The organism is Streptomyces sp. NBC_01390 (assembly GCF_045040105.1).
Classification (GTDB): Bacteria; Actinomycetota; Actinomycetes; order Streptomycetales; family Streptomycetaceae; genus Streptomyces.
Genome location: NZ_CP109551.1, coordinates 9050962 through 9068064 on the forward strand (window position 1 = coordinate 9050962; position 17103 = coordinate 9068064).

The window sequence follows — 17103 nt, forward strand, 5'->3', positions numbered from 1 at the left end:
GGAAGCGGTGAGAGGGCCGGGCACGCTGTTGGGTGTCTGAGGGTACGGCCGGAAACGGTCGCCTTCAGTGCCGGCCCCAGTGAACTCGCCCGTGTGGGTGGGGTGGTGGGTGGTTGGTCGTTGTTTGAGAACTGCACAGTGGACGCGAGCATCTGTGGCCAAGTTTTTAAGGGCGCACGGTGGATGCCTTGGCACCAGGAACCGATGAAGGACGTGGGAGGCCACGATAGTCCCCGGGGAGTCGTCAACCAGGCTTTGATCCGGGGGTTTCCGAATGGGGAAACCCGGCAGTCGTCATGGGCTGTCACCCACATCTGAACACATAGGGTGTGTGGAGGGAACGCGGGGAAGTGAAACATCTCAGTACCCGCAGGAAGAGAAAACAACCGTGATTCCGGGAGTAGTGGCGAGCGAAACCGGATGAGGCCAAACCGTATACGTGTGAGACCCGGCAGGGGTTGCGTGTGCGGGGTTGTGGGATCTCTCTTTCACAGTCTGCCGGCTGTGAGGCGAGTCAGAAACCGTTGGTGTAGGCGAAGGACATGCGAAAGGTCCGGCGTAGAGGGTAAGACCCCCGTAGTCGAAACATCAACGGCTCGTTTGAGAGACACCCAAGTAGCACGGGGCCCGAGAAATCCCGTGTGAATCTGGCGGGACCACCCGTTAAGCCTAAATATTCCCTGGTGACCGATAGCGGATAGTACCGTGAGGGAATGGTGAAAAGTACCGCGGGAGCGGAGTGAAATAGTACCTGAAACCGTGTGCCTACAAGCCGTGGGAGCGTCGCGTTGAGTACTTGTACTCAACGTCGTGACTGCGTGCCTTTTGAAGAATGAGCCTGCGAGTTTGCGGTGTGTTGCGAGGTTAACCCGTGTGGGGAAGCCGTAGCGAAAGCGAGTCCGAATAGGGCGATTCAGTAGCGCGCTCAAGACCCGAAGCGGAGTGATCTAGCCATGGGCAGGTTGAAGCGGAGGTAAGACTTCGTGGAGGACCGAACCCACCAGGGTTGAAAACCTGGGGGATGACCTGTGGTTAGGGGTGAAAGGCCAATCAAACTCCGTGATAGCTGGTTCTCCCCGAAATGCATTTAGGTGCAGCGTCGTGTGTTTCTTGCCGGAGGTAGAGCACTGGATAGGCGATGGGCCCTACCGGGTTACTGACCTTAGCCAAACTCCGAATGCCGGTAAGTGAGAGCACGGCAGTGAGACTGTGGGGGATAAGCTCCATGGTCGAGAGGGAAACAGCCCAGAGCATCGACTAAGGCCCCTAAGCGTACGCTAAGTGGGAAAGGATGTGGAGTCGCACAGACAACCAGGAGGTTGGCTTAGAAGCAGCCACCCTTGAAAGAGTGCGTAATAGCTCACTGGTCTAGTGATTCCGCGCCGACAATGTAGCGGGGCTCAAGCGTACCGCCGAAGTCGTGTCATTCCAGCAATAGGGCCAACGCCTGCTGGGATGGGTAGGGGAGCGTCGTGTGCCGGGTGAAGCTGCAGCGGAAGCTAGTGGTGGACGGTTCACGAGTGAGAATGCAGGCATGAGTAGCGATACACACGTGGGAAACGTGTGCGCCGATTGACTAAGGGTTCCTGGGTCAAGCTGATCTGCCCAGGGTAAGTCGGGACCTAAGGCGAGGCCGACAGGCGTAGTCGATGGATAACCGGTTGATATTCCGGTACCCGCTGTGAAGCGTCAAACATTGAACCAGGCGATGCTAAGTCCGTGAAGCCGCCCCGGAGCCTTCGGGCAAGGGGGAGTGGTGGAGCCGACGGACCAGACCTGCAGTAGGTGAGTGATGGGGTGACGCAGGAAGGTAGTCCATCCCGGGCGGTGGTTGTCCCGGGGTAAGGGTGTAGGCCGTGCGATAGGCAAATCCGTCGCACATTAAGGCTGAGACCTGATGCCGAGCCGATTGTGGTGAAGTGGATGATCCTATGCTGTCGAGAAAAGCCTCTAGCGAGTTTCATGGCGGCCCGTACCCTAAACCGACTCAGGTGGTCAGGTAGAGAATACCGAGGCGTTCGGGTGAACTATGGTTAAGGAACTCGGCAAAATGCCCCCGTAACTTCGGGAGAAGGGGGGCCATCACCGGTGAGGAAACTTGCTTTCCGAGCTGGGGGTGGCCGCAGAGACCAGCGAGAAGCGACTGTTTACTAAAAACACAGGTCCGTGCGAAGCCGTAAGGCGATGTATACGGACTGACGCCTGCCCGGTGCTGGAACGTTAAGGGGACCGGTTAGTCACATTTCGGTGTGGCGAAGCTGAGAACTTAAGCGCCAGTAAACGGCGGTGGTAACTATAACCATCCTAAGGTAGCGAAATTCCTTGTCGGGTAAGTTCCGACCTGCACGAATGGCGTAACGACTTCTCGACTGTCTCAACCATAGGCCCGGTGAAATTGCACTACGAGTAAAGATGCTCGTTTCGCGCAGCAGGACGGAAAGACCCCGGGACCTTTACTATAGTTTGATATTGGTGTTCGGTTCGGCTTGTGTAGGATAGCTGGGAGACTGTGAAGTGGGCACGCCAGTGTCTGTGGAGTCGTCGTTGAAATACCAGTCTGGTCGTGCTGGATGTCTAACCTGGGTCCGTGATCCGGATCAGGGACAGTGTCTGATGGGTAGTTTAACTGGGGCGGTTGCCTCCTAAAGAGTAACGGAGGCGCCCAAAGGTTCCCTCAGCCTGGTTGGCAATCAGGTGTTGAGTGTAAGTGCACAAGGGAGCTTGACTGTGAGACCGACGGGTCGAGCAGGGACGAAAGTCGGGACTAGTGATCCGGCGGTGGCTTGTGGAAGCGCCGTCGCTCAACGGATAAAAGGTACCCCGGGGATAACAGGCTGATCTTCCCCAAGAGTCCATATCGACGGGATGGTTTGGCACCTCGATGTCGGCTCGTCGCATCCTGGGGCTGGAGTCGGTCCCAAGGGTTGGGCTGTTCGCCCATTAAAGCGGTACGCGAGCTGGGTTTAGAACGTCGTGAGACAGTTCGGTCCCTATCCGCTGCGCGCGCAGGAACATTGAGAAGGGCTGTCCCTAGTACGAGAGGACCGGGACGGACGAACCTCTGGTGTGCCAGTTGTCCTGCCAAGGGCATGGCTGGTTGGCTACGTTCGGGAGGGATAACCGCTGAAAGCATCTAAGCGGGAAGCCTGCTTCGAGATGAGTGTTCCCACCCCCTTTGAGGGGTTAAGGCTCCCAGTAGACGACTGGGTTGATAGGCCAGATCTGGAAGCCCGGTAACGGGTGGAGGTGACTGGTACTAATAGGCCGAGGGCTTGTCCTCAGTTGCTCGCGTCCACTGTGTTGGTTCTGAAACCACGAACAACCCCACCCCCGTTGGTTATGGGGGGTGGTGCGGTTGATATATGTTTCACCGTGTTTCGGTGGTCATAGCGTGAGGGAAACGCCCGGTTACATTCCGAACCCGGAAGCTAAGCCTCACAGCGCCGATGGTACTGCAGGGGGGACCCTGTGGGAGAGTAGGACACCGCCGAACAAATATTGAAAGGGTTGGATCCTGAACTTCGGTTCGGGGTCCAACCCTTTTTTGTTGTGCGTCACTTGACGTTCACGTCTCGCGGCAAACATCCATGGCATGAGTACTGCTGCAATGCTCAGGGCCGCCGGCGTCGGAGTCGGCGACGAGGTCGTCGTGCCGGCCTACGGGAACGTGGAAGTCGCCGAGGCGGTGATCCAGGCCGGGGGGCTGCCGGTGTTCGCCGACATAGACCCGGTGACCTACTGCCTTGACGCGTCAGGCGTCGAGGCGGCGACAACTCCGCGGACGGCGGCTGTCGTTGTCGTACACCGCTTCGGACGGCCGGCCGACATGGGGCGTTTCCTCGATCTCGGGCAGCGGCGCGGGCTTCTCGTGTTGCAGCACGGGGAGTCCGAGGCGCCGTACGACGAGATCGCTCAACGGCGGCAACGCGCGGCGTTCCTCGATCTGAAGCTGAGGGGTGTGCGCACGCCCGACGACGGGGACGGACACACCTACCAGCAGTACGTCGTGCGAGTGCCCGGCAACGGGCGGCCCGATCGGGATGCCTTCGCTCGGGCCCTGCGGGCCAGAGGAGTCGACTGCCGAGTGCCCGTGAAGGCACCGGTGCATCGCATGCCCGCGTTCCGGTGCTGTGTCTCGCTGCCCGAGACCGAGTTGGCTGTCGACGAGACCCTGGCGCTGCCGGTCGACGCCTCGTTGACCAAGCGGGACATGCAGCGGATCGTCTCCGCGTGCAACTCGCTCGGGGGACTGCTGCAGCCCGCGTTCTGATCGTACGGGCGTAGTTGGGAGCACGGGTCTGTTCGGGGTATGATCTCTTTTGTTGCCGCGAGGGAAACCTCGAAAAGTAACTGGCCCCCCTAGCTCAGTCGGCAGAGCGTCTCCATGGTAAGGAGAAGGTCAACGGTTCGATTCCGTTGGGGGGCTCCACACAGAAGGCCCCGCCCAATTGGGCGGGGCCTTTCTCATGCCCGTCGTCGCTCCGTCAGTCCTTCTGCAGGCCCGGTACGCGCATCGCGAGGATCGCCATGTCGTCGGAGGGGGCGTCGGAGGCGAAGCGTTCGACGGCGCGCATGATGCGGGCCGCGACCGCGCCGGCCGTCAGGCCCGTACAGGTCGTCAGGACGTCTGTCAGGCCGTCGTCGCCCAGCATGCGGGTGCCCTCGCGGCGTTCCGTGACCCCGTCCGTGACACAGAGCAGGACGTCGCCGGGGTCGAGGGTGATCGTCTGCTCGTACAGCTCCAGGTCCTCCAGGACGCCCAGGAGGGGCTGGGGCTCCGCTGCCGGTTCCACCGTGCCGTCCTGGCGCAGGCGGAGCGGGAGCGGGTGGCCGGCGCAGACCACCTTCAGTACGGCGCTGCCGTCCTCCTGTGGCCACAACTCGCCGTACAGGAGGGTCAGGAAGCGGCTGCGGGCCCCCTCGTCGAGGATCGCCGAGTTGAGGCGCTCCAGGACCGCCGGGCCGCCGAAGCCCTCCCTCGCCAGCAGGCGGAGTGCGTGGCGGGCCAGGCCCGTCACCGCCGCGGCCTCCGGGCCCGTACCGCAGACATCGCCGATGGCGAAGCCGTAGGCGCCGTCGCGGATGGGGAAGAGGTCGTAGAAGTCGCCGCCGACCTCGTTGCCCTCGCCGGCCGCGCGGTAGATGACCTCCACCTCCACGCCGTCGATCTCCGGCAACTCCGGTGGGAGGAGGCTGCGTTGGAGGGACTGGCTGATGGCGGTGCGTTCCGAGTAGAGGCGGGCGTTGTCCAGGGCCAGGGCGGCCCGGCGGCTCAGGTCCTCGGCCAGTTCCAGGATTTCCTGGCGGAAGTGTTCGTCCGTCGGCTTGCCGAGGGTGAGCATGCCGATCACGCGGTTGCGGGCGACCAGGGGCAGGACCACTGTCTCGCCGCCGACCGCCGCCGCCGTGGCGAGAGTTGTGCCGATGCCGGAACTGACCGAGGTGGGCGAGTTGAGCCCCAGGCTCCGCATGGACGTACGCAGGGCCGCCTGATGGGCCGCGGCCGCCGGGGCCGACCAGACGCGGGCGCCGGGGGTGGGGACCGGGTCCGGCGGGGCGATCTTCGACAGGAGGGCCTTGAGGCCGTCGATGCGGTCCTCGTCCTCGTGCAGGACGTACGAGAGATACGGGTCCGAGGCCTGGTCGGCGATCGTGTAGACCGCGCACCAGGTCGCCAGGGTCGGGACGGTCATCTGGGCCATGAGGGCGAGGGTCTGGTCGCGGTCGAGTGTTCCCGCGAGGAGGTCGGAGGCCTCGACCAGGAAGCTGAGCGAACCTCTGCGCAGGCGTTCCAGTTCGCCCAGGCGGGCCGATTCCACGGCCAACGCGATGCGATCGGCGGCGAACTGGAGACGCAGGGCCTCTTCGTTCGAGTAGCGGCCGGGGGACTCGGCGGCGACACCCAGGGAGCCGGTGAGCCGTCCCTCCACCTTGAGGGGGACGGTGACGACCGAGCGCATGCCTGTGCCGCTCAGAAGGGGGACCGCGCCGGGGACGGCCGAGAGGTCGTCGTGGACGGCCGGCATCCGGGCCGATCCGTAACGGCCGGGGCCCGCCTCGACCGGGACGCGGGCGAAGCGCTGGCGGGCGGAGGGGAGACCCGTCGAGGCCCGCACCTCCAACTCCGTCTCGTCGTCCGTGGCCAGGAGCAGGAAGGCGGAGTCCGCGTCGAGCATGTCGCGGGCGCGCTCCACCGTGCGCTGGAGCAGACCGTCGAGGTCGTCCGGGGCGGGGGAGCCGATGAACACCTCGAAGGGGTCGGTGTTCTGGCCCTCGGAGCTCGACATCGTGTCGGACGAGCTGCCGCGCAACGGGGTCTGCAGGACCGCCCGTTCGTGGTCGCGTACGAGGAGGCAGACCGTCGAGGGCTCGCCCTCCGTGTCGCGGACGCGAAGGTGGGAGGCGTACACCGGGATGACGCGGCCGCTGGCGCCCCTTATGCCGTAACTGCCCTCCCAACGGGAGAGTTGGAGGGCCTCGGCGATGCCGGTACTGGTGCCGGGGGTGTGCGGCCAGGCGGCGAGGTCGGTGAGGGGCTTGCCGATGACCGACTCCGGTGCGTAGCCGAAGAGTTCGTCGGCGTCCTCGTTCCATGCCGCGATGGACCCGGTGCGGTCGATCTGGATGACCGCGACCCGGACCCGGCCGTCGGCCAGTGGGAGCAGGGCGGCGGGGAGGGACGGACCCGCGGAGCGGGTGCCCACCGCGCGCGCGGGGAGGTCGATCTGGAACCACACCTGTTTCTGTGTGGGCGTGTACTCGACGCCCCAGCGCCCGGCCAGCGCCGCGCACAGCTGGAGGCCGCGGCCTCCCTCCCGGTCGGGGCTGCCCATGTTGACGGGCGAACCCTGCAGAGGGATCTCCCGCTCCGGGTAGCGGTCGGCCACCTCGACGCGTACGCCGTCGTCACTGCGTAGACACAGGACGTCCGCGGAGGTGCCCGCGTGGATCACGGCGTTGGTGACCAGTTCGCTCGTGAGGACCACGGCGTCGTCGACGATGTCCGCGAAGCCCCAGCCCTGCAGGGTGTCGCGGACGAAGGAACGGGCGGTCGCCACCGATCGCCCGACGGGGTCGAAGGTGGCGGACGCGCGCGCGGTGATCACAGAACTCCTCGTCCGATTGTCGGCATGCGTGCCGGGGCCGACCCGTTCCTGCCGGGGCAGGGCCTGGTTCCCCGTCGGCCGGGGATCCTGGGGTGGTCCCCCTGGATGCAGTCCGGTGGTCATGGTGCGGTGCCCCTCCGATGCCTGCCCGCTCGTGGTCGTGCCACCGCCCAGACCGGACGGACCGGTGTGGCTGGACAGCCGTATGCAAGGTTACTTACCTTCGCGGTCCATACGGATGCAGGTCTGCAGTGTTTACGTCCCCAGAGTGTGCGGACGGTGTGCAAAGCTGCCGAACTGTTATGGCCGGGTTCGGACGGGGTGAAACACTGGGCAAGCTCCAGGAGAAGGTCTAAACGGGCGCTGGCAGTGTCCTGGTACGCGCGAGTGATGGCAGAGCACACAGAGCAGAAACGGTCGACCCCTTCGGGAGGGACACAGTGGAGTCTGGCGCAGCGACGCGGGGCACTAAGACGCGCGCGAAAGGCGGACAGGCCCTGAGTAACCGCCGTAAACCGCGCAACGGGACGACCGAGGTGGACACGGCGTCCCTGGACAGGTTGCTGTCGGCGCTGGAGTCGATGCGTGACGGCAACTTCCGGAAGCGGCTCACCGTGTCCGGCGACGGTGTCATGTCGCAGATCGCGGCGGTCTTCAACGAGGTGGCTGACCGTAATCTCCACTTGACGGGTGAATTGTCGCGCGTACGGCGCATGGTGGGGCGCGAGGGGAAGTTGACCGAGCGGCTGGAAGCGGGCGTCAGCGAGGGCTCGTGGGCCGTGGCGATCGATGCCTCGAACGCGCTCGTCGACGATCTCGTACGTCCGGTGGCCGAGGTCGGCCGGGTGCTGAGCGCGGTCGCGGAGGGTGATCTGTCGCCCCGGATGGAGCTGCGGGCGCAGGCCGCGGACGGCAATGGGCATCCGCTGCGCGGGGAGTTCCTCAAGGTCGGGCGCACGGTCAACAACCTTGTCGACCAGTTGTCGACCTTCACCGACGAGGTCACGCGGGTGGCCAGCGAGGTCGGTACGGAGGGCAAGCTGGGCGGTCAGGCCCAGGTGCGCGGGATGTCCGGTTCGTGGCGGGATCTCACGGACTCGGTCAACACCATGGCGTACCGGCTGACGGCGCAGGTCCGGGACATCGCGCTGGTGACGACGGCGGTCGCGAAGGGTGATCTGTCCCGGAAGGTCACGGTTCACGTGGCCGGCGAGATGCTGGAGCTGAAGAACACCGTCAACACGATGGTCGACCAACTGTCGTCCTTCTCCTCCGAGGTGACGCGAGTCGCGCGCGAGGTGGGTACGGAGGGCGAGCTCGGTGGCCAGGCGCAGGTGCCGGGTGTGGCGGGTGTGTGGAAAGACCTCACCGATTCGGTGAATCTTATGGCCGGCAACCTGACGGCCCAGGTGCGCGGGATCGCGCAGGTGACGACCGCGGTCGCCAATGGCGATCTGTCGCAGAAGGTGACGGTGTCGGCGCGCGGCGAGGTCGCCCAGCTCGCCGAGACGATCAACCAGATGACCGAGACGCTGCGGACGTTCGCGGACGAGGTCACCCGCGTCGCCAACGAGGTCGGTGGCGAGGGGCGGCTCGGCGGTCAGGCGAACGTGCCGGGTGCGGCGGGTACGTGGAAGGACCTGACGGACTCCGTCAACACGGTCTTCCGGAACCTGACCACCCAGGTGCGGGACATCGCCGCCGTGACGACCGCTGTGGCCAGCGGTGATCTGTCGCAGAAGGTCAGCGTCGAGGTCGCCGGCGAGATGCTGGAGCTGAAGAACACCGTCAACGGGATGGTCGACCAGCTGTCCGCGTTCGGTGCCGAGGTCACCCGGGTCGCGCGGGAGGTCGGTGTCGAGGGTGAGCTGGGCGGCCAGGCGCAGGTGCCGGGCGCGGCGGGTACGTGGAAGGACCTGACGGACTCCGTCAACACGGCGTTCCGGAATCTCACCGGACAGGTGAGGAACATCGCCCAGGTGACGACGGCGGTGGCCAATGGCGACCTGTCGCAGAAGGTCACTGTCGATGTCTCCGGCGAGATGCTCCAGCTGAAGAACACCGTGAACACGATGGTGGACCAGCTGTCGAGCTTCGCCGACCAGGTGACGCGGATGGCCCGTGACGTGGGTACGGAGGGCCGTCTCGGCGGGCAGGCGCGGGTGGACGGGGTGTCCGGTACCTGGAAGGAACTCACCGACTCCGTCAACTTCATGGCCGGCAACCTGACCTCCCAGGTGAGGAACATCGCCCAGGTGACGACGGCGGTGGCCAATGGCGACCTGTCCCAGAAGATCGATGTCGACGCTCGCGGAGAGATCCTTGAGCTGAAGAACACGATCAACACCATGGTCGATCAACTCTCGGCCTTCGCCGACCAGGTGACCCGGGTCGCCCGTGACGTGGGTACGGAGGGCCGCCTCGGCGGGCAGGCGCAGGTGCCCGGGGTCGCCGGGGTGTGGCGCGACCTCACCGACTCGGTGAACGGCATGGCCGGCAACCTCACCGCCCAGGTGCGCAACATCGCCCAGGTGGCGACCGCGGTGGCCCGCGGTGACCTGTCCCAGAAGATCACCGTGGATGCGCGCGGCGAGATCCTGGAGCTCAAGAACACCCTGAACACGATGGTCGACCAGCTGTCGTCGTTCGCCCAGGAGGTCACGCGAGTGGCCCGTGAGGTGGGTACGGAGGGCATGCTCGGCGGTCAGGCCGAGGTGCAGGGTGTCTCCGGCACCTGGAAGGACCTCACGCAGTCCGTGAACTTCATGGCGAACAACCTGACCATCCAGGTGCGCAACATCGCCGAGGTCACGACCGCCGTCGCCAAGGGCGACCTGTCGAAGAAGATCACTGTTGACGCCAAGGGCGAGATCCTTGAACTCGTCACGACGGTCAACACGATGGTCGACCAGCTGTCGTCGTTCGCCGAGCAGGTGACCCGGGTCGCCCGTGAGGTGGGCACGGAGGGCATCCTCGGTGGCCAGGCTCACGCGTCGGGCGTCACGGGCATCTGGAAGGACCTCACCGACAACGTCAACCTGATGGCCAACAACCTGACCGTGCAGGTGCGGAACATCTCCCAGGTCGCGGCGGCCGTCGCCAACGGTGACCTGACGCGGACGGTGACGATCGAGGCGCGCGGCGAGGTCGCGCAGCTCGCCGACACCTTCAACACCATGGTGAAGACGCTGAGTTCGTTCGCCGACCAGGTCACCAAGGTGGCCCGTGAGGTGGGTACGGACGGCATCCTGGGCGGACAGGCGCGGGTGCCGGGTGTGGCCGGTACGTGGAAGGACCTCACCGAGTCGGTGAACGGGATGGCGTCCAACCTGACCGGTCAGGTGCGCAACATCGCGATGGTGACGACGGCCATCGCCAAGGGCGACTTGACCAAGAAGATCGACATTGACGCCCGCGGCGAGATCCTTGAGCTCAAGACGACGATCAACACCATGGTCGACCAGCTGTCGTCCTTCGCCGAGGAGGTCACCCGAGTCGCCCGAGAGGTGGGTACGGAAGGCCAGCTGGGTGGCCAGGCGCGGGTGCGGGACGTCGACGGCACCTGGCGCGACCTCACCGAGTCGGTGAACGAGATGGCCGGGAACCTGACCCGGCAGGTGCGTGCCATCGCGCGCGTGGCGACCGCGGTGACCCGCGGTGACCTCAACCTGAAGATCGACGTGGACGCCTCCGGCGAGATCCAGGAACTTCAGGACTACATCAACAAGATGATCGCCAACCTGCGCGACACCACGATCGCCAACAAGGAACAGGACTGGCTCAAGGGCAACCTCGCCCGGATCTCCGCCCTGATGCAGGGCCGCCGGGACCTCGACGACGTGGCCTCGCTGATCATGAGCGAGCTGACGCCTGTCGTCACCGCCCAGCACGGCGCCTTCTTCCTGGCGATGCAGACGGTCGACGGCAAGGACCAGGGAAGCGCCCCGGAGAACGCGTACGAACTGCGCATGCTCGGCTCGTACGGCTACTCCATGGGCTCCATGCCGACCTCGTTCCGGCCCGGTGAGGCGCTGGTCGGGACCGCCGCCGAGGAGAAGCGCACGATCCTGGTGGAGAACGCGCCGAGCGGCTACCTGAAGATCTCCTCCGGGCTCGGCGAGGCGCCGCCCGCACAGGTGATCGTGCTGCCGCTCCTGTTCGAGGGCAAGGTGCTCGGGGTCATCGAACTGGCGTCGTTCACGCCGTTCACGCAGATCCAGAAGGACTTCCTCAACCAGATCGCCGAGATGATCGCGACCAGCGTCAACACCATCTCCGTCAACACCAAGACGGAGGTGCTGCTGAAGAACTCGCAGGAGCTGACCGAGCAGTTGAGGGAGCGCTCGGCCGAGCTGGAGAACCGGCAGAAGGCGCTTCAGTCGTCCAACGCGGAGCTGGAGGAGAAGGCCGAGCTGCTGGCTCAGCAGAACCGTGACATCGAGGTCAAGAACACGGAGATCGAGGAGGCGCGGCAGGTCCTGGAGGAGCGCGCCGAGCAACTCGCCGTGTCGATGCGCTACAAGAGCGAGTTCCTCGCCAACATGTCGCACGAGCTGCGTACGCCGCTCAACTCGCTGCTGATCCTCGCCAAGCTGCTCGCCGACAACGCGGACACCAACCTCACCCCCAAGCAGGTCGAGTTCGCCGAGACGATCCACGGGGCGGGCTCGGACCTGCTCCAGCTGATCAACGACATCCTCGACCTGTCGAAGGTCGAGGCGGGCAAGATGGACGTCTCCCCGACGCGCATCGCGCTCGTGCAGCTCGTCGACTACGTGGAGGCCACCTTCCGTCCGCTGACCGCGGAGAAGCGCCTCGACTTCTCCGTACGGGTCTCGCCGGATCTGCCCGCCACGCTGCACACCGACGAGCAGCGGCTGCTCCAGGTGCTGCGCAACCTGCTGTCCAACGCGGTGAAGTTCACCGACTCGGGAGCCGTCGAGCTGGTCATCAGGCCGGCCGGCGCGGAGGTCCCGGTGGCCATCCGGGAGCAGTTGCTGGAGGCGGGGTCGCTGCGGGACGCGGACGCCGACATGATCGCGTTCTCGGTGACCGACACCGGTATCGGTATCGCGGCGAGCAAGATGCGGGTGATCTTCGAGGCGTTCAAGCAGGCGGACGGCACGACCAGCCGCAAGTACGGCGGTACGGGTCTGGGGCTGTCCATCTCCCGGGAGATCGCGCGGCTGCTCGGCGGTGAGATCCACGCGCAGAGCGAGCCGAGCCGTGGCTCGACGTTCACGCTGTATTTGCCGCTGCACCCGAGTGAACTGCCCCCGCAGGGCTACGCGCAGCTGGCGCCCTCCCTGGAGGTCGGCGAGTTGCTGGCCTCCGAGGCGGAGGTGGCCGGGGCGGACATCGAGACGCCGGCCGAGGTGAGGTCGTACCACGAGGCGCAGAACGGGCCCGCCGCGCTCTTCAGGCGGCGCCGCAGGGCCGTGTCGGTGACCGAACTGAACGCTTCCTCCAGGGCCAACGGCCATTGGGTGGCCGGGGAGCAGGAGGCGGCGCAGCAGCCGCGCCGGGGCATCCGGTTCGACGGCGAGAAGGTGCTGATCGTCGACGACGACATCCGTAACGTTTTCGCGCTGACGAGCGTCCTGGAGCAGCACGGGCTGTCGGTGCTGTACGCGGAGAACGGCCGGGAGGGTATCGAAGTCCTGGAACAGCACGACGATGTGACCGTCGTACTGATGGACATCATGATGCCCGAGATGGACGGCTATGCGACGACCACGGCGATCCGCAGGATGCCGCAGTTCGCCGGACTCCCGATCATCGCGCTGACCGCCAAGGCGATGAAGGGCGACCGGGAGAAGGCGATCGAGTCGGGGGCCTCCGACTATGTGACCAAGCCCGTCGATCCTGATCACCTGCTGTCGGTGATGGAGCAGTGGATGCGAGGGGAGTGACGGCTGAGCTGGGTGTTTCCGTCGCCGGAACGGGAACCTCGGGTGTTCACGCGGAGTTGCTGACTCAGTGTGGCCGAAGCCGTGTAGAAGTACGGGATTCGGGGAACCTTCTGGTCTCCCGCTACGTTTCTGCTACGTGCACAGTGACATCGCGGTGACAGGGTGTGGCGACGGGCGGGGTGCGGCTACCATGACCGGCACGAGGACGGGCGGCGTAAGGGAGCCGTCCCCTGGGGCGGCGCCCGCTGGTGCTGCCCCAAGTCCTGAGGACAGGGGAGGCCCCAAGCCGGGGCGAGGAGGGCGGGCCATGGTGCAGAAGGCCAAGATCCTCCTGGTCGATGACCGGCCGGAGAATCTGCTGGCGCTGGAGGCCATCCTCTCTGCGTTGGATCAGACACTGGTGCGGGCATCGTCCGGGGAGGAAGCGCTCAAGGCACTTCTGACGGACGACTTCGCGGTCATTCTGCTGGACGTGCAGATGCCGGGTATGGACGGCTTCGAAACGGCCGCGCACATCAAGCGGCGGGAGCGGACCCGGGACATCCCGATCATCTTCCTCACCGCGATCAACCACGGTCCGCATCACACCTTCCGGGGTTACGCGGCGGGTGCGGTGGACTACATCTCGAAGCCGTTCGACCCGTGGGTGTTGCGGGCGAAGGTCTCGGTGTTCGTCGAGCTCTACATGAAGAACTGTCAACTCCGGGAACAGGCAGCCCTGTTGAGGCTGCAGCTGGAGGGTGGCGGGGGCAAGGCGGCGGCCGGTGCGGCGAAGGAGCCGGCGGGTCTGCTCGCCGAACTGTCCGCGCGGCTCGCGGCCGTCGAGGAGCAGGCGGAGGCGTTGTCCAAACAGCTCGACGACGAGTCTGCGGACGCGGCGGCAGTGGCCACGGCGGCCCATCTCGAACGCAAACTGACCGGCCTGCGCCGGGCTCTGGACGCGCTCGAACCGGGCACCGGCAGCGGGGCGCCGTCGTTGCCGTCACCGAACTGACGCGCGCGTCGGTCGCCGCTTCCACCACCGAACTCGCCAGGAATCGAGTGGCGTTGCGCGTGAGCACACGTCAGTTCAGTGCTCACGCTCGGGCGACACGAACGGGTGAAGCAGCAGGCACGCGTGTCCGCTGTCGTCTCCACCGGTAACCTCACACACATGGCCTCACGTCCTTCCGCAGCCAAGAAGCCGCCCGCGAAGAAGGCAGCCGTGCCCGCGAAGGCTCCGGCGAGGAAGGCCACGGCGAAAAAAGCCCCCGCGAAGAAGGCGCCCGCCAGGAAGGCCGCGGCGAAGAAGGTCGCGCCCCCTCCGGCACCCAGTCCCACCGGGGGCGTCTACCGCCTCGTACGCGCCCTGTGGCTCGGCATCGCGCACGCTGTCGGTGCCGTGTTCCGCGGCATAGGACAGGGCGCGAAGAACCTCGACCCGGCCCACCGGAAGGACGGCGTGGGACTGCTGCTGCTCGCCCTCGCGCTGATCGTCGCCGCGGGCACCTGGTCCAGCCTGCGCGGTCCTGTCGGCGACCTGGTCGAGATGCTGGTCACCGGCGCCTTCGGCCGCCTCGACCTGCTCGTGCCGATACTGCTGGCGGTCATCGCCGTACGGTTCATCAGGCACCCCGAGAAGCCCGATGCCAACGGCCGGATCGTCATCGGGCTGTCGGCGCTGGTGATCGGCGTGCTCGGGCAGGTCCACATCGCGTGCGGCGCGCCCGCGCGCAGCGACGGCATGCAGGCCATAAGGGACGCCGGCGGGCTCATCGGGTGGGCCGCGGCGACTCCGCTGACGTACACGATGGGCGAGGTCCTCGCCGTACCGCTGCTGGTGCTGCTGACCGTCTTCGGGCTGCTCGTCGTCACCGCGACGCCCGTCAACGCGATTCCGCAGCGGCTGCGGCAGTTGGGGATCCGGCTCGGCATCCTCCGCGACCCTGAGGAGGACGAGCTCTCCGAGGACGACGAGCGCTACGACGACCAATGGCGCGAGTCGCTGCCCGGGCGCCCTCGCGGGCGCGGATCCGCCCCCGAGGCGTACGACCCCGACGACGCCGAGCAGGAGGCGCTCTCCAGGCGCCGGAGCCGCCCCAGGCGCTCCGCTGTGCGGCAGCCCGACGCCGGGCGGCCGATGGACGCCGTGGACGTCGCCGCGGCCGCCGCTGCCGCCCTCGACGGCGCCGTGCTGCACGGGATGCCGCCCTCGCCGATCGTCGCCGACCTCACCCAAGGGGTGAGCAACGGGGGCGACCGTGAGGAGACGACCCCGACGCGCACTCCCGTCCCGGGGGCACGCCCCAAGCAGGAGAAGCTCAAGCCGGAACCGGTCAAGCCCCCGGTCGCGGACCTCACCAAGGCACCCCCGGAGGAGATGCGCGACCTGCCGCCGCGCGCCGAACAGCTCCAGCTCTCCGGGGACATCACCTACTCGCTGCCCTCGCTCGACCTGCTGGAGCGCGGCGGCCCCGGCAAGACCCGCAGCGCGGCGAACGACGTCGTGGTCGCCTCCCTCTCGAACGTCTTCATGGAGTTCAAGGTCGACGCCGCGGTCACCGGCTTCACCCGCGGTCCGACGGTCACGCGGTACGAGGTCGAACTCGGCCCCGCGGTGAAGGTCGAGCGGATCACCGCCCTCACCAAGAACATCGCCTACGCCGTGGCCAGCCCCGACGTACGGATCATCAGCCCGATCCCCGGCAAGTCGGCGGTCGGCATCGAGATCCCCAACACCGACCGCGAGATGGTCAACCTGGGGGACGTGCTCCGGCTGGCCGACGCGGCCGAGGACGACCACCCGATGCTGGTCGCGCTCGGCAAGGACGTCGAGGGCGGCTATGTGATGGCCAACCTCGCGAAGATGCCGCACCTGCTCGTCGCAGGTGCTACCGGTTCGGGTAAATCGTCATGTATCAACTGCCTGATCACGTCGGTCATGGTCCGGGCGACCCCGGAGGACGTCCGGATGGTCCTCGTCGACCCCAAGCGCGTCGAGCTGACCGCGTACGAGGGCATCCCGCACCTGATCACGCCGATCATCACCAATCCGAAGCGGGCCGCCGAGGCGCTCCAGTGGGTCGTACGGGAAATGGATCTGCGGTACGACGATCTGGCCGCGTTCGGATACAGGCACATCGACGACTTCAACGAGGCCATCAGGAACGGCAAGGTCAAGCTGCCGGAGGGCAGTGAGCGCGAGCTTCAGCCGTACCCGTATCTGCTGGTGATCGTCGACGAGCTGGCCGACCTGATGATGGTGGCCCCCAGGGACGTCGAGGACGCCATCGTGCGCATCACGCAGCTCGCGCGCGCGGCCGGCATCCACCTCGTCCTCGCCACGCAGCGGCCGTCCGTCGACGTCGTGACCGGGTTGATCAAGGCGAACGTGCCGTCGAGGCTCGCCTTCGCCACCTCCTCCCTGGCCGACTCGCGGGTCATCCTCGACCAGCCGGGTGCCGAGAAGCTGATCGGCAAGGGCGACGGACTGTTCCTGCCGATGGGCGCCAACAAGCCCACTCGTATGCAGGGCGCCTTCGTCACCGAGGACGAGGTCGCCGCGATCGTCCAGCACTGCAAGGACCAGATGGCGCCGGTCTTCCGGGACGACGTCACCGTGGGCACCAAGCAGAAGAAGGAGGTCGACGAGGAGATCGGCGACGACCTCGAACTGCTGTGCGCGGCTGCCGAACTCGTCGTCAGCAGTCAGTTCGGCTCCACGTCGATGCTCCAGCGCAAGCTGCGAGTCGGGTTCGCCAAGGCGGGCCGACTGATGGACCTCATGGAGACGCGGGGCATCGTCGGGCCGAGCGAGGGGTCCAAGGCGCGTGACGTTCTTGTGAAGGCTGACGGGCTGGACGAGATGCTCGCGGTGATTCGTGGGGAGACTGACTCCTAGGGAGTCCTCTGTTGTGCGGGTGTCCGTGTGTGAGGCAGCCGGGTGGTCGAATGTGACTCACTCGTAAGGGATCATTGAGCAACCGTTTCCCTTCGGCGTACGTCAAGTTGAGGGAGGCAACAGATCCTTGCCTCAGCATGACCTGACCATCAGCGTGTCCTGGCCATTCTGATGGCGTACAAAGTCCGTCCGCCCGGTTGCCCCA

At 66.1% G+C, this 17103-nt stretch carries 5 protein-coding genes, 1 tRNA gene and 2 rRNA genes; 7 read left to right on the plus strand and 1 reads right to left on the minus strand.

What is annotated here, in order from left to right; translation table 11 throughout:
• The first annotated feature begins 156 nt into the window (after nucleotides 1-156).
• The 4 genes from OG241_RS40640 (at nucleotide 157) to OG241_RS40655 (ending at nucleotide 4429) form a co-directional block, all read left to right on the plus strand.
• Nucleotides 157-3280, plus strand: a 23S ribosomal RNA gene (locus OG241_RS40640).
• A 96-nt stretch (nucleotides 3281-3376) separates the two neighbouring features.
• Nucleotides 3377-3493, plus strand: a 5S ribosomal RNA gene (rrf, locus tag OG241_RS40645).
• A 114-nt stretch (nucleotides 3494-3607) separates the two neighbouring features.
• Nucleotides 3608-4270, plus strand: coding sequence for a DegT/DnrJ/EryC1/StrS family aminotransferase (locus OG241_RS40650; RefSeq protein ID WP_405826708.1), 663 nt, complete (start codon nucleotides 3608-3610; stop codon nucleotides 4268-4270).
• 83 nt (nucleotides 4271-4353) lie between these two features.
• Nucleotides 4354-4429 (plus strand) — tRNA-Thr (locus OG241_RS40655).
• A 55-nt stretch (nucleotides 4430-4484) separates the two neighbouring features.
• Here OG241_RS40655 and OG241_RS40660 read toward each other — a convergent pair.
• Nucleotides 4485-7229, minus strand: coding sequence for a SpoIIE family protein phosphatase (locus OG241_RS40660; RefSeq protein WP_405822813.1), 2745 nt, complete (start codon nucleotides 7227-7229; stop codon nucleotides 4485-4487).
• A 317-nt stretch (nucleotides 7230-7546) separates the two neighbouring features.
• On the opposite strand from OG241_RS40660, the gene OG241_RS40665 reads away from it, so the two are divergent.
• The 3 genes from OG241_RS40665 to OG241_RS40675 all read left to right on the plus strand — a co-directional run bounded on the left by OG241_RS40665 (nucleotide 7547) and on the right by OG241_RS40675 (nucleotide 16898).
• A complete protein-coding gene (locus OG241_RS40665; RefSeq protein ID WP_405822815.1) occupies nucleotides 7547-13018 on the plus strand; it encodes a HAMP domain-containing protein in 5472 nt (1823 codons plus the stop codon).
• A 307-nt stretch (nucleotides 13019-13325) separates the two neighbouring features.
• A complete protein-coding gene (locus OG241_RS40670) occupies nucleotides 13326-14012 on the plus strand; it encodes a response regulator (protein ID WP_319095963.1) in 687 nt (228 codons plus the stop codon).
• Nucleotides 14013-14171: 159 nt separating this feature from the next.
• Complete coding sequence (locus OG241_RS40675) at nucleotides 14172-16898, plus strand: DNA translocase FtsK (protein WP_405822816.1); 2727 nt, start codon at nucleotides 14172-14174, stop codon at nucleotides 16896-16898.
• The last annotated feature ends 205 nt before the right edge of the window (nucleotides 16899-17103 follow it).